This window comes from Brevibacillus sp. NRRL NRS-603 (assembly GCF_003013445.1).
GTDB lineage: Bacteria > Bacillota > Bacilli > Brevibacillales > Brevibacillaceae > Brevibacillus > Brevibacillus formosus.
The window spans coordinates 16191-33309 of the sequence record NZ_PXZN01000007.1 but is presented as its reverse complement, the minus strand read 5'-3'; the positions used below and the strand labels follow the sequence as shown (position 1 = coordinate 33309).

Genomic DNA, 17119 nt, shown 5'->3' with positions numbered 1-17119 from the left:
CACTATTATAACAAAAACAATGCGCTACAGGAAGTTGCCATTATCTGTGAGGATTTGAGAGGCACTCTAGACCTTCTCGCATACATGCAACCTCTTCGGTAATGCTCTATAATAGGGAAATACTGAATTGCTTGAGGAGAACGGAACAGATGACAACGCATAAAAAAGAACAAGACGCCGCCAGCATCCGTGTCGGCCAGCAAATGACGCTCACGATCAAGAGCTTGGGCATTAATGGCGAAGGGATCGGCTATTTTAAAAGAAAAATCGTTTTCGTAGAGGGTGCCCTCCCTGGCGAGGTCGTCCATGCAGAGGTGACCGAGGCAAGAGAAAAATACGCAACCGCGCGTCTTTTACGAGTCGTTGAAAAATCAGCATCTCGCACGCAGCCCCCATGTCCAGTCTATGCAGAGTGTGGCGGATGCAGCTTGCAGCACATGGATTATGCCGCACAGCTCGCGAGCAAGCAGGAAATCGTCATTGAGTCATTGCGCAAGTACGCTCGACTGAATCAGCCACCAGTCGCCCCTACGATTGGTATGGATAACCCGTGGTCGTATCGAAATAAAGCACAGTTTCAGGTGGGCAAGGAAAAAGGCAAGCTCATCGCTGGACTGTATCAAACAGGCAGCCACAAGCTCGTCAACTTGGAAGGCTGTCAGGTGCAGCATGAAGCGACAACGAAAATCGTCCAAACAGCGAAGCAAATCATCGAGGAGCTCGGTATTCCGATCTACGACGAGAAAAAACGGACGGGCGTCATCCGCACAATCGTAGCTCGTGTCGCTTTTGCAACGGGTGAAACGCAATTAACGCTTGTAACGGCTACACCAGAAATTCCACGCGTGAAAGAGCTACTTTTGGAGCTCCGCACGAGACTGCCTGACCTGGTAGGAATCGCGCAAAACGTAAATACGCAAAAAACATCACTCGTTTTCGGTGACAAGACAGTATCCTTGTGGGGCAAGGCTTCCATCGCTGAAAAGCTGGGTGAGCTGTCCTTCGACTTATCGGCTCGTGCCTTCTTCCAATTGAATCCCGAGCAGACGCAAAAGCTGTACAATCAGGTGAAAACAGCTGCTGGACTGACCGGAAAAGAGCTCGTGCTCGATTTGTATTGTGGGACAGGGACGATTGGCTTATGGCTCGCTCCTTATGCTCGCGAGGTTCGCGGGATCGAGCTGATTCCTGAGGCTGTCGAGGATGCCAATCGCAATGCAGAGCGTAACCAAGCGGCGAACGCCAGCTTTCATGTGGGGCGTGCGGAGGTCTTGATGCCGAAATGGGCCAAACAAGGGACTCGACCGGATGTTGTCGTAGTTGATCCACCGCGGACTGGCCTCGATGATGCGCTGATTCGTTCCTTGCTGGATGTGCAGCCGAAGAAGATCGTGTATGTGTCTTGTAATCCTTCTACGCTGGCGAAGGATGTTGGGAAGCTGATGCAGCGGTATGAATTGAAGAGTGTGCAGCCGGTGGATATGTTTCCGCATACGGCGCATGTGGAGTCGGTGACGCTCTTGACGTTGAAATAGGTGTTAAAGAAAAGGCTAAATTCCCTTGATTCAATGGGAGTTTAGCCTTTCTCATTTGAAATAGTAGGTTTCTGATAATTGGCTCTATATGTCTGAAATAGTCCATGCCTATGAGAGAAAGTTACCCGTTGAAGAAGAGGTTTATTGTGATTTTTATCTTCCTGTAGGAAAAGTCTACATTGCGGTGTAATGCTCCCCGTTGTCAAGACACGATTTTTTGAGGAATAAGTTATGTCCTCCTTTTCGTAGTCCTAGTGTTTAAGAGGCGATTTTTTCGATAGTATGGGCGTAAAGTTGATCGGGTTTTGCTTCATTTAGAGATTGATAAGGGCGCTTCTGGTTATAAAATTGGACATAACGAACTATCTCTCTGAACTCTTAACGAACTTTATCATCAATACACCATCTTGCAGTTCGGCAGAATAACAATTTTCATTTAAATTTTCAGTTGAATATTGATATTCGAGAATTGCATCTGCCATTTCTTGAGTGAATCTCCCCTTAAAATACGGTATATTTAGCTTCGTTCCAACTTGAAAATCTTCATCACAACAATTAGTATCAATGTGTTCTATTATCGTTTTAACTGGATCGCTTAAATCAGCCCATTTTAAATTACATTGATTATTCACCACTTTCTTCCTCCTTAAAATTATCTTTTCATTACATCAGAAGTTAAGTCATAGGAGGTAAACCCCTACTTTGAGGCAGTCTACAGAAGCACAAGGCAAGGACAATTACAGGAGTCGTTTTCCCCTTCATGTTAAAGTTCTCCTTTCTATCAAGCTTTATGAACAAGTCTTTCTATATAAAAAAAGAAGTGGGGCTACACCACTAAAAAAAGATGGTGATAGCCCACGTACTTGCATATCGAAATTATTTGCCTCGATGCTTAGCTTTAGCTTTTTGAAGTCTTAATTCTCTTTTTCGTTCCTTCATTTCGTCTCTTTGCTGACGAGTGTATACTTTTTTCTCTTTTTTTCCCTTCTCATACTCCAATTTCAAAGCCTCTTGAGCATAAGAAGAGATTCCTTTCATGCTTAGCTCGCGAGCCACTTGTCTGGCTAAACGTTTTGGATTAACCCTTCGGTCACAAGAGGTATTAATATCCACCTCTTGTGATAATTTGTTTGTGACTTCACGAAGATTTTTTTGAATGAACTCCAGAATTTCATTATCCTTTGGTTCAGAACCAAATAAATGCCTGCCTGCTTTTAACCTTCCGTTATCATTTTCCTCTACAACACCTACCCAAAATTGACCATCATAGTAGACAGTCAGTTTCATAAAAATTCCCCCTCAAAAAGTATTACGAGTAACGATGGACATCCCGAGGGGGGAAGGTTACTGACATGGACAAAATTATGACCATGCGTTCGGACTACCAACCGAACCGTGTTTTTTCGTTCCCGTTGCAATATTACTGGCTCATATTGTATCATTCATTCCCTAAAATTCCCACGAAAACTCCGCCCAGCAACTATTATAAACATGAAATACATGCTTGCAGTCAGCACAGCCGAGGGCGAGCCCTCAGCGCCCACTTTTGCGTTGTTCCACCTCCGATTCAAAAGGCAAGGCCTGCTCCTTTTTTCTATAACTCTTTTTCAACAATAGCGCCCATTAGAAGATCATATATTACATTTCAGAATCTTTCCTCACCTATGCTTCGTTTAAATTAGTATGGAAAGGTATCTTCTATTATTGTTTTGGTATTGTTCTCCCAGTCTTCTCTTATCATTGCATACCCAACAGAATCAAATAATTGTCCGCCTTGTCTCCATGATCTACGGTTATAAGATTCTTTTACAAATCCGCTATTAAAGAACGTTTTTCTCATGGCAAAATTATCATATCTGGTATGACCTTCGATTCTAATAATATGAGTGTACTTATTGAATACATAAGCAATTAACCAATTAAGGACATCCTTTGCTATTCCTTTGCCTCTAAACTCTTATAGACTCCTCAGTAGGATTCTCCTGTCCATGAAAACTCCATGCTTCTGATGTTAAAAATTCTACTAATTCATCAACCTTTTTATTTTCAAACTCTAAATATATGTACATTGTTCTCCCCCTTGAATGGCTACCTTCAATTAATTAAATCCACATATATGAAATTCTTTTACCTGTTATCTGAGGTTTTTCTATATCCAACCCAAAGGACACTAATCTGTTATCCCTAAACGACGCATGTGGAGAGCGTGGCTCTTCTTGTGAAGAAATAATTGAGATTTATTATAGCAGAGAGCCTCCCTCTGCTGTTTTTATGAGACTATAATCATATTATGGATGTTGCATGAGTATGGGAGGACATTATGATAAAAATAGATAGAGATGGTGAAGCTTACTTCATTATTTTCTCTACTTATCAACATTAATGTTTTACAGAGTCATAGGCCTAACTGCTACAAATACTGATAGAAGGCCTTGAGAACATAGGAGGATACATGTCCTGGAGCAAATTGAAGAAACAATTGGAGAGCTTTCTCTGTCCTGCGTTATATGGAAGAGTCGAATACCGTGCAACCGGTTACCGTTATTTACCTGATAAAACCGGAATTTGTTATATTGCCGTAGATAAAAAGAACGTACTTAATATGAGTGATATAACTAGCTCAATCAGATGGTATCAGACGGAGCAGGAAATTAAGAATGATTCAGATATCCAAATTCCTATCAACAATGAAGAAATTGAAGCAGTCAGAAAAGATACCAAGGGGGTCGTACCGGAGGATCGTCTAAAAGTAATTGCAAGAAGCAGAAAAATATCTGAATATGCAAAGGAGCTTTTGTCAGCACAGGCAACATTAAGTAAATCAAATTTTCTTGTTGTGGCTAATCAGTTTTTATCTATTTCTATAGAGGAAAGCATAGAGAGCAATGATATCTTATTGAATATTTTAGCCTTGGTGGACAGAAGGGTTGGAAAAAAGAGGATTTTAAATATGGCCGAGAAGATGAAGTTAAAGCATCCCATTGTGCAGTATTTTTATGAACTACGGCTTGGTACATTATAAAAATATGTCAGGAAGTTTCTTGACTCTTCTCAAAGTGGATTTCTCACTGATCCGAATAAAATAGGAAAGCACCCAAGCATGAATGCTTTCGTGCTTTCCTATCAAACCAAACTGTTACGAGGGAAAGTACCCCTTTTTAAATAATTCATACCATTGATTCAATTCCTCGCCTTCCAAAACACCCAATCTCTCCAAGATATGCCTTGAAAACTCCAATGCACCGCTTCCGTTCGCAGTGATGAGATTCTCGTCCCGGATTGACTGACCCTCTACATAATATTGATCTCCTCTGTAGTTCGGAGCCCCTTCCTTCAAATAAGCTAACGTATTTCCTGTATGTTTATGATTGTCCAAAAATCCGTGATTCCCCAAAAAAGTCGTAGCATCACAGATGGCAGCGACAGGAATATCCTTGCTAACACAATACTCAACCACTACTTTTGCTAGCTGATTCTTCTCTTCTCTCCATCCCGTTCCGCCAGGTATGATTAACATGGCGATATCTACATTCGCATTGAATTCGTTTACGCTATAATCCGGAAGGACCGTTAAACCACCCATCGAAACCTTAGGCTCCTGATCAATGGCGATTGTCTTTACACGATATCCTGTACCTGGTTTATTCAGCTCTGAACTGACGTAACTTGCCTCCCAATCAGCAAAACCATCCGTAATAAAAATCAACACTTCCTTCAAAGTGATTCCCTCCTTTTAACGTGTTCTACAAATGAATTGTAAAACAACTTCACTGACAGTTATGGTCAGTAAAGAAAACGGAAATCATATGAACAGCTTGAAGGGGATCAGGCTGGAAACAAAAAACGTAAAACCATCACAACAATAATGCCTGCGAGTACAGTTACTAATAAACTACGTGTTTTTATCGCAATGAAAAAGGTTGGTATGGCTGCTAAAAGTTCAATATTATTCGTAGAAAAAGATATATTTTCACCATTTTTAAATATCTCTTGCGCTACCAGAGCCGCCATAACAGATATGGGGACATAGCTTAACCATCGTGTTGCCCACTCTGGCAATTGAAAGCGACTCAGTACCATAAGAGGAAGGACTCTGGGGATGAATGTAACAATAGCTGCTCCTACAATCATCAAAAAAACATCCAATCTTACTTCCATTTTTCCATCACCATCCCTATCGTTGAAGCAAAAATTGTAGCAACAATAACTCCCATGCTGCCAGACAACACTGAACTGGTTCCCACAGCAATAACAACTGCGATTATCGCAACAACTACATCACGTACAATTTTTTTTCGACTTAACATCGAAAGTACCAGCAGTCCAATAAACATCGCTGTCAAAGCAAAATCCAGACCTAATGTTTCAGGATTTGAAATCCATTGTCCCAAGAATGCTCCGGCTATATTGGCTACGAACCAGTTTAAATAAGCCGTTACATTTAGACCGTGCATCCATTTTTCACTAATGTAATTCTTTTTTGCAGCTTCGTTGATCGCAACACCAAACGACTCATCGGTAAGTAGAGACCCTACCAGCATGTTCCTAAGCGGAGAAAGATGCCGAAAATATGGTGCTAGGGCTGCACTAAGTAAAAGATGCCGCAGATTAACAAAGAAAATCGTAATAATAATGGTGGTAATCGAACTGCTCGCTACCATCATTCCGGCAGCGATAAATTGGGCTGAGCCAGCATAAAGAATTAAACTGATTAGAGCTATCTCAGCTATACTAAGACCTGCTGTCCTTTCGATCACACCAGCAGCGAATCCAATACTTAAATAACCGAGCAACGTAGGGACACAATCCTTTACACCTTGGCGAAAAGTATCCTTATCTCTTGAATCTGCCACCGTTTCGATTTGGTCATTCGCTAAACCCATTTTATCCCTCCTTAGTCTTATTTATATTCAGGGAGTTATTATCATAACTACTATGAAAAAATGAAAGAAAATACGGTTCAAATTACTTGAACCGTTTTCCTGTAACCACGTGGAACAGGTCAGGATGGTTAATCCAGACAGCTTCGGCTTTCTCGGGGCCAACTTCCTTAACTAATTGCGCAAACATAATGTCGTGCCTGATGTACTCCACCGCTACTAATACAAGTGCTGGGTCTTGTGTTTTTATAGCCCATGCGGCGGTATTTGGAGCGAAATTTGCTATTAATACTTCTTCATTGTCCCGAGAGACAACGGTTAAACGACCACTCATACGTTCCTCTGCTACTTTCGGAGACATGTAATCATGATGAGTGGTTGCACCTAACTCGGTGTCGGGTGCTCCAAACAACATAGAAAATACAGGAACACCTTCTTTTACCCGCTTATCTACGTCCTGTTTAATAAAAGAAATCTGTGGTTGCCAAATCGATAACCATAGTTCCTCTCGGGCTTTGTTTATCATATCGACCATTTCTGTGATAACCAGTTCATCAGTACTAATGCGTCGAACCACGTCTACTTGCTGTTCACTTTCTAATGCAGATAGATTTCTTTCAAGATAATCAAATGATTGCTCGAAGGAATTACGCAATCGCGCGATTAATTCTTTAGCTGGCAAAGGAGAGTAAGTCAGAGGTTCAGATGGTACTGTATAAACTGCACCTTTATCTAACAATTTCCCCAATACTTCGTAAATCATGGAACGCGGTACACCCGATCTTTTACTAATCTCATATCCAGTTACAGGAGACTGCTTCAAGAGTCCGATATAAGCTTTGCATTCATATTGTGAAAATCCCAATTTCTGAAGTTCTTTATAGATTTCATCCAAAGAAAAACCACCACCTTTTTTAGTGATTATTGTTATAACCTCTAAGTTCTATGGTGGTTATTATAATAATCACTAATCATATCGTCAATCATTTTAATGATACTTTGCGTTTGCATAGGAGAGAAAACAACGAAAGAAGTGATAAACGATGGATTTAGAAATGGTTATGCAAGAGCTCGAAGCTCTCGGCAAGGAACGAACCAAGAAAATTTATCTATCCAATGGCGCTCACGAACCACTTTTTGGCGTGGCTACAGGGGCTATGAAGCCCATGGCGAGAAAAATCAAGATCAATCAGCCCTTGGCTGAGCAGCTTTACGCTACCGGAAACTACGACGCCATGTACTTTGCCGGTGTGATCGCAGACCCAAAAGCAATGACCAAGGCGGATTTTGATCGCTGGATGGACTCCGCTTATTTTTATATGCTGTCCGATTATGTGGTGGCAGTAACCTTATCTGAAGCAGATATTGCCCAAGAAGTTGCCGATCAATGGATCACAAGCGGCGAAGAGCTCAGAATGTCTGCGGGCTGGAGTTGTTACTGCTGGCTTTTGGGTAATCGCCCCGACCGTGAATTTTCCGAAAGCAAAATTGCCACTATGCTTGAAACCGTGAAAGATACGATTCACGATTCCTCTGAACGAACGAAATACGCTATGAATCAATTTATTTACACCGTGGCAACTTCCTATTTGCCACTCCACGATAAGGCAGTCGAAATCGCGAAGGCAGTAGGTCCTGTAGAAGTCCAAAAAGACAAAGCAAAAAGCAAGTTCCTAAACGCTTTTGATAATATTCAAAAGGCAGTAAGTAAAGGTCAGCTTGGCTTCAAACGGAAACATGTGAGGTGTTAATAGTAGGAATGTAAAGGCGATAGTGGTCTTGTAGAGGTTTTTTTCGAACACGCGAGATCAAACTCCTACTGAAGACCGAGGTCAAAATACATCGACTGCGGGATGTAACTACTCCCCGCTGGTATATGATGGTATATAAGCTTCTTCAGAAAACTGATCGAGGAGATGTAATCCGTGAAGACTTTAATCGAATTCAAAAAAGTAACGAAAGAATACAAAATCGGAGAAGTACCAATCAAAGCTCTTAATGGTGTTGATTTTTCCATAGCGGAGGGAGAATTCGTCGTTATTTTGGGTGCAAGTGGTGCTGGTAAAAGTACGATTTTGAATTTGCTAGGCGGAATGGATACGGCTACCTCAGGTCAGGTATTTGTTGGCGACCAAGAAATCACTACGTTCAACGAAAAAAAATTAACGCAATACCGCGGTGAGAAAGTAGGCTTTGTCTTTCAATTCTATAACTTAATTCCGAATTTAAACGCTCTCGAAAATGTTGAGTTTGCCTCGGAAGTATGTAAAAACCATCTGGATGCGAAAGAGATTTTACATAAAGTTGGATTACAAAATCGCATGAAAAACTTCCCTTCCCAGCTCTCTGGCGGCGAACAACAAAGAGTTGCCATTGCGAGAGCTGTTGCCAAAAATCCTTTGCTTTTACTTTGTGATGAACCAACCGGAGCATTGGATTATGTGACAGGCAAGTCCGTCTTAAAGCTTCTCCAGGACTTGAACAAAGAAACGAAAAAGTGCGTCGTATTGGTCACACATAATTCCGCCATTGCTCCTATGGCTGACAAAATTATTAAGGTGAAAAGCGGAATGATTGAAAGCGTTACCATTAATCATGAAAAGCAAAGTGTGGAAGGGATTGAGTGGTGATGATGAAATTATTTTTAAAATTAGGAAGGGATATCAAACAATCGATCGGGCAATTTATCGCCTTTGTCTTGGTTATCGCAGTAGGAGCCTTTTTCTATGTGGGGCTAGTAACTTATAGCAATAATCTTAGTGCTTATACAGAAGATTATTTTCAAGAACATAACGTAAGTGACCTGTATGTATATTACAATCAAATTTCCCAAAATGATGTCGCTGTTTTAAGTAAAATAGAAGGCATTAAAAAAATAGAAGCACGTTATACCTTCGATGCCACGCAATCCTTTGAAGGCAAAAAAGCTTCTTTGAAAATTCATTCCATCCCTGTCAAAAACGAAATTAGCACGATTGCTCTGATTGAGGGCAAAATCCCGTCCAAAAAGAATGAGATATTATTAGATTCGCGTTATGCGAAAGAACATCTTTTTCAAGTCGGTGATGAAATCAGTATTCGTGTGAATGAAAAAGATTTTACATTTACCATTAGCGGCTGGGGTGAGAATGTCGAGCATGCAAAAAAGAACGAAATACAAGACCATAAAACCTACGGAGTCGCTTATATTGCCGAAGAGACCATCTCTGAAATTTCAGGTGGCCTTTCCTTTAATGAAATCTTGATCGATGCGACAGAAGGTTACGATATTGACAAATTAGGTCAATCCATTGAAGCACACTCCAAACACCTTCCTTATGTAAACCAAGTAAGTAAAGAACGGACTTTCAGCTATTCGAAAATAAATGAAACGATACAGAACAATAAATTGATGAGTATGGTTATCCCTTTCGTTCTCTTCTTGATTGTCGCTATTATTCTGTTTCTTACCATGTCGAGAATGATTGATTCTCAAAGACACCAAGTAGGGATTATGAAGGCTTTAGGTGTCCAAAACAGAAGCATCATGCTACATTACACGGGATACCCTGTGCTGGCAGGTCTCATAGGCTCAATCATCGGTTGTGCGGTTGCCGCTCTTGTATTTGTTCCATTCGTAGCTGAATCAAGTGCAAGAGCCTACTCTCTGCCTGGCATTACATACTCCCTTTCTTTTTACTCTTTTATTCCACCCATTATTTTCTCCAGTGCTTTTGGCATCCTAGCGTGTTACTTAAGTGGTAGAACCCTGTTAAAAGAACGTGCGGCTCAGGCTATGCGTCCCAAACCGCCAAAGAAGATGAAAACGCTATGGATAGAAAGAATTCCGGTTATCTGGAGTCATATTTTCTATAGCTACAAACTCATTTTAAGAAACATTTTCCTTAATAAACAAAAAGCTTTAGCGAGCTCCATTGGTGTTGTTGTAAGCACAGTCTTATTGATCACTGCTTTTGGCACTCAATCTGCGCTGCAAAAAGTAGCGAGCCAAATAGAAGATGTTTACACGTATGATTTACGAGTGGATTATACGATGGGAACATCTATTGATACGGTAAAGCTCCCCTCCGGTATAAAAAATGGTTATGATCTATCCACCTTTCCTGTTGAATTCATAAAAGGTGATGAAAAAGATAATGCCACTCTCATTGTTACTGAAAAAGAAAACACACTCATTCATTTCTTTGACGAAAATGATAAACCGATCACTCTCGAAAATAATGGTATGCTGGTACCAAAATCCTATGCCGACAAATATCATATTTCAGCAGGAGATGTCATCCATATCACGTTCAAAGCACCAGAGCTTAAAAACAAAACTGTAGATATGAAGGTTTTACATATATCTACGCAGTATTCGAATCCTTCGTTTTATATCACACCGGACTATTTAAAGAGCCTTGGCATAGACTACAGCCCAACCTCGCTTTTCGTTCAAGCAAACAGCTCTGTAGATCTTATTGGCGTTCGTAACTTCTTTGAACAAGATCCTCATGTAGAAACGATTGCAGATAGAGCTGACCTAAAGAAAACCGCTGAATATATTTTGAAACAAAACAATTTTGTATTTATCATGTTTATTGTTTGCGCCGTCATCCTCTCTTTTGGCGCGATATACACAATCTCTTCCATCAACATTTATGAAAGGAATCGCGAGCTTGCAACACTTAAGGTATTAGGCTATCAAAAACATAAAATAAACCGACTTATCTTTTTGGAAAACCTGATTCTCACTACATTTGCGATCCTTGTAGCTTTACCGATAAGCAGTTACGTTTATTCCGTGATTGTCAGAGCACTGTCTAGTACCCATCAACAAATCCCGGATCAATTAACGATTCCTATCTTGTTGGTTTCTGTTATTCTTGCTTACTTGCTTACGATTCTGTCCAACTTGCTCCTTCAAAGAAAAGTAACCAACATCAATATGATTGAATCATTAAAAGGAGTAGACTAAAATTGTCAACCAGCTGCTTTACGCGCCTGTCTTGCGTGTATTGTTTTCATAGCAAATCTGGCTATTGGGTGAGCAATCAATATTTCAACCCAAAATGCTATACCGAAGTTTCTCGGCCAGTTATGAAGGAAGTTTCGAAACGGTTCTAGACTTATTTCCTTCGTGCCAACCCACATTCCGATAATGGACAACAAAATAGATAAGATCGTAACATTTAGCAAAATATTTAGTAACACTCTGGCATTAAATCCATCTGTCTGTCCCACGAATTTTGGCATCACTTTGCTTACAATCGGTCCCGCAACCAGTTTTACCAATAGAACAACAATGATCCACATAAAAGGGATTATCTTTACTGTGTCTAAATAAACTTCTTTGCTAAACCCACGTTCCAGCCCCACTATAATAGGTGCAATAATGTTTACGGAAAGGATTGAAATAATTAATAAAAATAGGATACCCTCTTTTCCGTTTCGAGGAAGTCTTGTCTCTGCATGCATATCTCATCATCCCTTCTTTTTAACACTTTGCTATTATAGTGATAGCAAACATCTCTTCATAAGTGAACATTTTGTGAATAACCTTCCAACAGCTTTGACGCGCCCGATTTATTTGAAAATATGAATTTATCTGTTTTAATCCCCCCCATTTCCATTACATTATACATATCACCAATATTTTACATTCACCTACAAAGAACAAAGGAGTGTTTGCGTACAAACCAACTCCAGAGGAAGATGCACAATGGGGCTATCGTTGGGCATTTATCGATAATGAAGGCAAGGTTCGAAAGTTTGTAAAGAAAGAGAATGCTGATCTGATATATAAGCAGATTTTTGGTTGAGTAATAGAATCATTCCTACTTGAAAATGAAAGCAAAGAATCCTCTCTGTCACCGCAGGGAGGATTTTTCGTCTTTTCGTCTATAGAACCTAACAGCTCCATCAGCTATAATGAAAAACAACCAAAAATAGGAATCTCAGTGAAAATCAGTACGCACTCATACCTCTTACTTGGAAGGATGGATTCTCTTGGATACACAGATCATCGATATAGGCGTAAACCTGATGCACCGCTCCTTTCACCAAGATCGCGATGAGGTCGTTGCCAGAGCAGAGAAACAAGGAATATACCCGTTAATTTTGACAGGGACAAGCTTGAGAAACAGTATGGATGCCTCACGATATGCGAGTCGCTCCAAAGGAAAGCTGTACACTACGGCAGGTATTCATCCTCACGATGCAAAAAGCTGTGATGAATCGACAATCAAGAAATTAAGAGAACTGGCATCTCTTCCCCATGTGGTAGCGATTGGAGAGTGCGGGCTGGATTATAACCGTGACTTCTCCCCGCGTGATATTCAAAGAAAGTGGTTCATCGAACAAATTTCCCTGGCCACAGAACTTCAACTGCCGTTGTTTTTGCATGAACGCGATGCTCATCTTGATTTTGTCTCCATTCTCAAAGAGCATCGTCAAAATATCAATCGTGCGGTTGTACACTGCTTTACCGGAACCTCTAAGGAATTGGAAACCTATTTAGAGATGGACTTCCATATCGGGATTACGGGATGGATTTGTGATGAACGACGCGGGAAGCATCTTCGGGAGCTTGTCAAAAAGATTCCCTTGGATCGTTTGATGATTGAAACCGACGCGCCATTTTTAACCCCTCGTGATTTGAAAGAAAAGCCTGTGGACGGTCGGAATGAGCCAATGTATTTGAGACATATATTGCATGCGGTCGCACAATGTATGGGATTGAGCCCTGAGGAAGTGGCCAGCGCTACTACCAAGACTGCGAAAGAATTTTTTAGCTTATAGATAGTTTTCGCAAGAGGGACTCGTGCCCTCTTTTTTTCATTTTGTGACAAGGCAATGAATATAGAGTATTTCACAAAAACGTCGCTTTACGATTGTTAAAAATAGATTTAAATTACAAATAATGGATGAAAATAAAAGAAAGGTGGTTTGTTTATGCTTAAAAAAAGTATGGCTTCAAGTCTAGGTTTATTCTTAGTTGTCCTGTCTATAACACTTCCTACTCAGGCTGCAGAACCAACGCTTTCGAAATCGTCCGAACAAAATATTTCATCTCATGCATCACTAAAGCATTCCTTATCAGCGAGCTCTTCTTATGGAGCGAAAATGTGGATCAAGAACAATCAACTAGTCCCGCAAGGCTGGGTGATTACCGACAGTACTAGTACTCAATTCGAAATTACATGCGTAATTGGAGCTACGTACAGATCGACACTTTGGATCAAGTACAACCAACAGATTCCCGATGGATGGGCTGTTATAGATAGCAGTGGCACTTCTCTTCAAATGATTTATACACAAGGAGCAGGTTACGGAGATAAACTGTGGGTGCGAAACAATCAAATCATGCCGCAAGGGTGGGTCATAACGGATAGTACGACGGATAAATTTGAAATTACGAGTATTCAAAGAGCACCAAAGGGAGCGAAGCTATGGATCAGGTATAATCAGCAGATTCCAGCAGGCTGGGTTGTTACCGATCGCTTTAACACGAAAATTCAAATCACTTTTATGGGCTAGAGACCGCTACTAGAGTGGGACGCGACTAATCTGCGTCCCTCTTTTTTATTGCGGCTGTTTTTGACCTACTATTTTTTTACAACTCGATTACATTCCCATGCTATGCTCTTTATGAGAGGTGATCCAAGTGGCAACCATCCTAATTGTCGAGGATGAGATTCCAATCAATGAGCTCATCAAAAGAAGCCTGCAAGCAGTGGGACATAGATGTATTTCGGTGATGGACGGAAAAGCGGCACTGGATGAGATGGATAAACACGAGATGGATCTCGTTGTGCTGGACGTTATGCTGCCGGAGGTTGATGGATATGAGGTTTTCCGCCATATTCGCGGGACACCCACTATTTTTTTGACAGCGAAAGGCAGCCTGACAGACAAGGTAAAGGGCCTGACGCTCGGCGCAGATGACTACTTGGTGAAGCCGTTCGAGATGCTGGAGCTGCTGGCGCGCGTAGATGCGGTGTTGCGACGAACCAAGAAAACGAACAAGACGTTTGAACTGGATGGGGTCCGAATCGATTTCGAGAGCAGACAGCTATTTCTTCATAATCACCCGGTAGATTTCACCCCCAAGGAATTTGATTTGCTGGAAGTGTTGGTGAACAATCGGAATATCGCCCTTTCCCGGGAAAAGCTGCTGGAGCTCGCGTGGGGCTATGACTATGTTGGGGATACAAGAACAGTAGACGTCCACATTCAAAAGCTGCGCAAGAAGCTGGAAATGGAATCCCGAATTAAGACCGTTTATAAAATGGGGTATCGTCTTGAGGTCTAGATTAGCGAAAAACTATTACAACTCCCTAACAACTCCATGACGATTCGATAATTCCTCCCTCTTATACTTCTAACTGTGATCACAACCAAACAATGAAGGAGAGGTTCAGATGAAAATCAAACAAACCATTTTGGCAGCCACCGCAATTATTGGCACCAGCACATTGCTGTTTCAAGGATTCGTACAGGTCGTAACAGCTTCGGATTTCAACAAAACGAATACAATCCCTACCAGCTATGCGAATTATGCAGTTACTTCCTCCCAAACGCCACAAAACAGTTTGCCGCCCGGATACAAAAAAGCGAACTATACCGTGAATGCTATGAACAACCAAAAGCCAACGAGTAAAGACCTCACAAAAGAAGCGGCGGCGGAAATCGGAGCGAAAGCCATTTGGGCGATGTATACCCAGAGCCTGGAAGGGAAGGTGGTAGAAATGAGCTACCAAAACCCACGTGAAGACCTTCCTCGCGCACATTGGTGGGGTGAAGTAAAAATTAATGACAAGCTCAATTATTACTTCAGTATCGACGCTGTTACCGGAGAATTTTTCACCATCTTCCGCGAGAGAACGTTCATAGAAAAAGAGACCTACGATGAGGAGCTTGCGAAAAATCCGCAGGAGTATGTGGACCTAGCCAAAAAGGCAGCAGAGAAGTTCAATATTGTTAACGGTCCAGTCAAGTCCGCTGTATACGATTTTCAAAGCATGGTCGAGAACAATGACCCTCTCATATCGGCGGAGATCACAGGCGAGAACGGTGAAATCGCCATTGTGTATATAGCGCGCAAAGATAAAGAGTTCATCGGCTATCATGCTAAAGAGAAGTACAAGCCCAACCAAATAATAATCCTACCCTGAGATCGCCGAGCCAAAAAAATAAGGGAACCTTTTTTGCCGCCACACTGTGCTGGCGGCTTTTTCCCATGAGTTACGAGCTCTCATGAAACCAGAGGTGAAACGAAAGGAAATCTATGAAATACCGGACCTTTTTAACAACCCTTGCCCTTTTTTTGTTTATATTTAACCTAGGGATCGTCATTATATCGATCACGACCTTCAAAGACACAATCCATCGTGCACAAGAAAGAAGCTTGGATGAGCATTATTTCATCACCTCTGCGCTCCTCCAAGATTTTCATGCGGTAGGAGGCCGCGGAACGGATATCGACAGCTCCATCCCGTCTCTGCTCCAGCCTTACAGCTATCTTGCCGGGGATCAAAACGTGACATTGGTACTTTTTAAAGACAAGGAACTGGTCTATTCAAATTCGTCTGTCTTATCGGTCCCAAAAGGGTTTCCTGAGCTGCCGAGAGACGGTAGCAGACTCGTCTCTGTGCAAGAATCAGACGGGCGCACCTCAGTGCTCGTTTCAGGAAAGCTGCTTGCTCCCTATGATGTATATACGATAGTGTACCTATACGACACAACAGATGAGATTGCTGCCTGGAGGCAAATGAAAAACATGCTGTTTTTCGCGGGCTTGATGGTTTCTGCTTTGTTTGCTTTTGGTCTTCATATATTGCTGTCTAAACTATTTAGGCCACTCTCGCAAATTTCACAAACATCCCGTCAAATCGCGGCTGGTGCGTATGATACCCGTCTTCCCGTATCTGGACAAGACGAGCTGGCCGAAATGGCGCAAAGCTTTAATCACATGGCAAAGGAAATTCAGAGTCAAATCCAGCAGTTAGCGACAGCCGCTCAGCAGAAGCAGCAGTTTATCGATAACTTTGCACATGAGCTTCGCACACCGCTCACGACTATTTACGGCTATGCAGAATACATACAAAAAGTGGCTCGCACAGAAGACGACAAGCTGTTTGCCACAACCTATATCATGTCGGAGAGCCGTAGACTTCAACAGATTGCGTATCGTTTGCTTGAATTGGCAACACTTCGTGAAAACAAGATCGAGCGAAAAACTGTAGAAATAAAGCAGCTGTTTCTTGGCGTCGAGCAAGCTCTGTCTCTTATGGCAACAGAACAAAACGTTCGGATTACTTCGGAATGTCACTTTGATTCGTTAGAGTGTGATCCTGATTTCATGCATATACTGCTCGTCAATTTCGTAGATAACGCGTTGAAGGCTTGTGGTACTGGTGGACAAATCAAGATAGCTGCTTTTCTGGATCATGGACAAAAAGGAATAATGGTCGAAGATAATGGAAAAGGAATGTCAGCAGAACATCTCTTCCACATAACAGAGGCATTCTATCGTGTAGATCCCTCCCGCGCTCGAAACGGCGGCGGTGCTGGATTAGGCTTGACGCTTTGCAAGCAAATTGCTGATTGCCATGGGGCAGAGCTCCACTTTTTATCGGAACCAGGGAAAGGGACAACGGCCAAACTGATTTTCCCCGCTACTAGAACCATACGATAGAGCAAAGACACCTGACTGATCTTCCG

Annotated in this window: 17 protein-coding genes; 10 read left to right on the top strand and 7 right to left on the bottom strand. The window is 41.7% G+C overall.

Translation table 11 applies throughout. The features are described 5' to 3' along the window. The first annotated feature begins 149 nt into the window (after positions 1–149). On the top strand, positions 150–1535 hold the full coding sequence (gene rlmD / locus C7R94_RS03005; RefSeq protein ID WP_106778418.1) for a 23S rRNA (uracil(1939)-C(5))-methyltransferase RlmD: 1386 nt from the start codon (positions 150–152) through the stop codon (positions 1533–1535). A gap of 362 nt (positions 1536–1897) precedes the next feature. Here the strand turns inward: rlmD and C7R94_RS02995 are convergent, their stop codons facing one another. After that, entirely contained in the window at positions 1898–2167 is a 270-nt protein-coding gene (locus C7R94_RS02995) for a hypothetical protein (protein WP_106778455.1), read from the bottom strand. Positions 2168–2411: 244 nt separating this feature from the next. Beyond that, positions 2412–2822 (bottom strand): YjdF family protein, encoded by a 411-nt coding sequence (locus tag C7R94_RS02990; RefSeq protein ID WP_106778417.1) that lies wholly within the window; start codon positions 2820–2822, stop codon positions 2412–2414. Positions 2823–3987: 1165 nt separating this feature from the next. On the opposite strand from C7R94_RS02990, the gene C7R94_RS02980 reads away from it, so the two are divergent. Beyond that, positions 3988–4557 carry an SF0329 family protein gene (locus tag C7R94_RS02980; RefSeq protein ID WP_106778416.1) on the top strand — a complete coding sequence of 190 codons (570 nt, stop codon included), beginning with the start codon at positions 3988–3990 and terminating at the stop codon, positions 4555–4557. Between the two features lie 114 nt (positions 4558–4671). Here C7R94_RS02980 and C7R94_RS02975 read toward each other — a convergent pair whose 3' ends face one another. The 4 genes from C7R94_RS02975 to C7R94_RS02960 form a co-directional block, all read right to left on the bottom strand. Then, positions 4672–5253 carry a type 1 glutamine amidotransferase family protein gene (locus C7R94_RS02975; protein ID WP_106778415.1) on the bottom strand — a complete coding sequence of 194 codons (582 nt, stop codon included), beginning with the start codon at positions 5251–5253 and terminating at the stop codon, positions 4672–4674. A 107-nt stretch (positions 5254–5360) separates the two neighbouring features. Next, entirely contained in the window at positions 5361–5693 is a 333-nt protein-coding gene (locus C7R94_RS02970) for an AzlD domain-containing protein (RefSeq protein WP_047073643.1), read from the bottom strand. Continuing rightward, a complete protein-coding gene (locus C7R94_RS02965) occupies positions 5684–6418 on the bottom strand; it encodes an AzlC family ABC transporter permease (protein WP_106778414.1) in 735 nt (244 codons plus the stop codon). The genes C7R94_RS02970 and C7R94_RS02965 overlap by 10 nt, the downstream gene beginning before the upstream one ends. Before the next feature lie 82 nt (positions 6419–6500). Then, positions 6501–7310, bottom strand: coding sequence for a TrmB family transcriptional regulator (locus tag C7R94_RS02960; protein WP_106778413.1), 810 nt, complete (start codon positions 7308–7310; stop codon positions 6501–6503). A gap of 148 nt (positions 7311–7458) precedes the next feature. Between C7R94_RS02960 and C7R94_RS02955 the strand changes: the two genes are divergently transcribed. From C7R94_RS02955 to C7R94_RS02945, 3 genes are all read left to right on the top strand, one after another. Further along, a complete protein-coding gene (locus C7R94_RS02955; RefSeq protein WP_106778412.1) occupies positions 7459–8166 on the top strand; it encodes a DNA alkylation repair protein in 708 nt (235 codons plus the stop codon). A gap of 174 nt (positions 8167–8340) precedes the next feature. Further along, positions 8341–9045 (top strand): ABC transporter ATP-binding protein, encoded by a 705-nt coding sequence (locus C7R94_RS02950; protein WP_106778411.1) that lies wholly within the window; start codon positions 8341–8343, stop codon positions 9043–9045. A gap of 2 nt (positions 9046–9047) precedes the next feature. Further along, positions 9048–11372: an ABC transporter permease gene (locus C7R94_RS02945; RefSeq protein ID WP_199197915.1), complete on the top strand. Its 2325-nt coding sequence runs from the start codon at positions 9048–9050 to the stop codon at positions 11370–11372. Positions 11373–11377: 5 nt separating this feature from the next. Here the strand turns inward: C7R94_RS02945 and C7R94_RS02940 are convergent, their stop codons facing one another. Continuing rightward, complete coding sequence (locus tag C7R94_RS02940; protein ID WP_106778410.1) at positions 11378–11872, bottom strand: DUF2798 domain-containing protein; 495 nt, start codon at positions 11870–11872, stop codon at positions 11378–11380. A gap of 531 nt (positions 11873–12403) precedes the next feature. Here C7R94_RS02940 and C7R94_RS02935 point away from each other — a divergent pair. The 5 genes from C7R94_RS02935 to C7R94_RS02915 all read left to right on the top strand — a co-directional run bounded on the left by C7R94_RS02935 (position 12404) and on the right by C7R94_RS02915 (position 17093). Continuing rightward, positions 12404–13195, top strand: a complete 792-nt coding sequence (locus C7R94_RS02935) for a TatD family hydrolase (RefSeq protein WP_106778409.1) — start codon at positions 12404–12406, stop codon at positions 13193–13195. A 324-nt stretch (positions 13196–13519) separates the two neighbouring features. Further along, on the top strand, positions 13520–13933 hold the full coding sequence (locus C7R94_RS02930) for a hypothetical protein (RefSeq protein WP_146142760.1): 414 nt from the start codon (positions 13520–13522) through the stop codon (positions 13931–13933). A gap of 127 nt (positions 13934–14060) precedes the next feature. Beyond that, a complete protein-coding gene (locus C7R94_RS02925) occupies positions 14061–14708 on the top strand; it encodes a response regulator transcription factor (RefSeq protein WP_106778407.1) in 648 nt (215 codons plus the stop codon). A gap of 109 nt (positions 14709–14817) precedes the next feature. Beyond that, entirely contained in the window at positions 14818–15570 is a 753-nt protein-coding gene (locus C7R94_RS02920; RefSeq protein WP_233220463.1) for a hypothetical protein, read from the top strand. Positions 15571–15683: 113 nt separating this feature from the next. Continuing rightward, on the top strand, positions 15684–17093 hold the full coding sequence (locus C7R94_RS02915) for a sensor histidine kinase (RefSeq protein ID WP_106778406.1): 1410 nt from the start codon (positions 15684–15686) through the stop codon (positions 17091–17093). Positions 17094–17119: the final 26 nt, after the last annotated feature.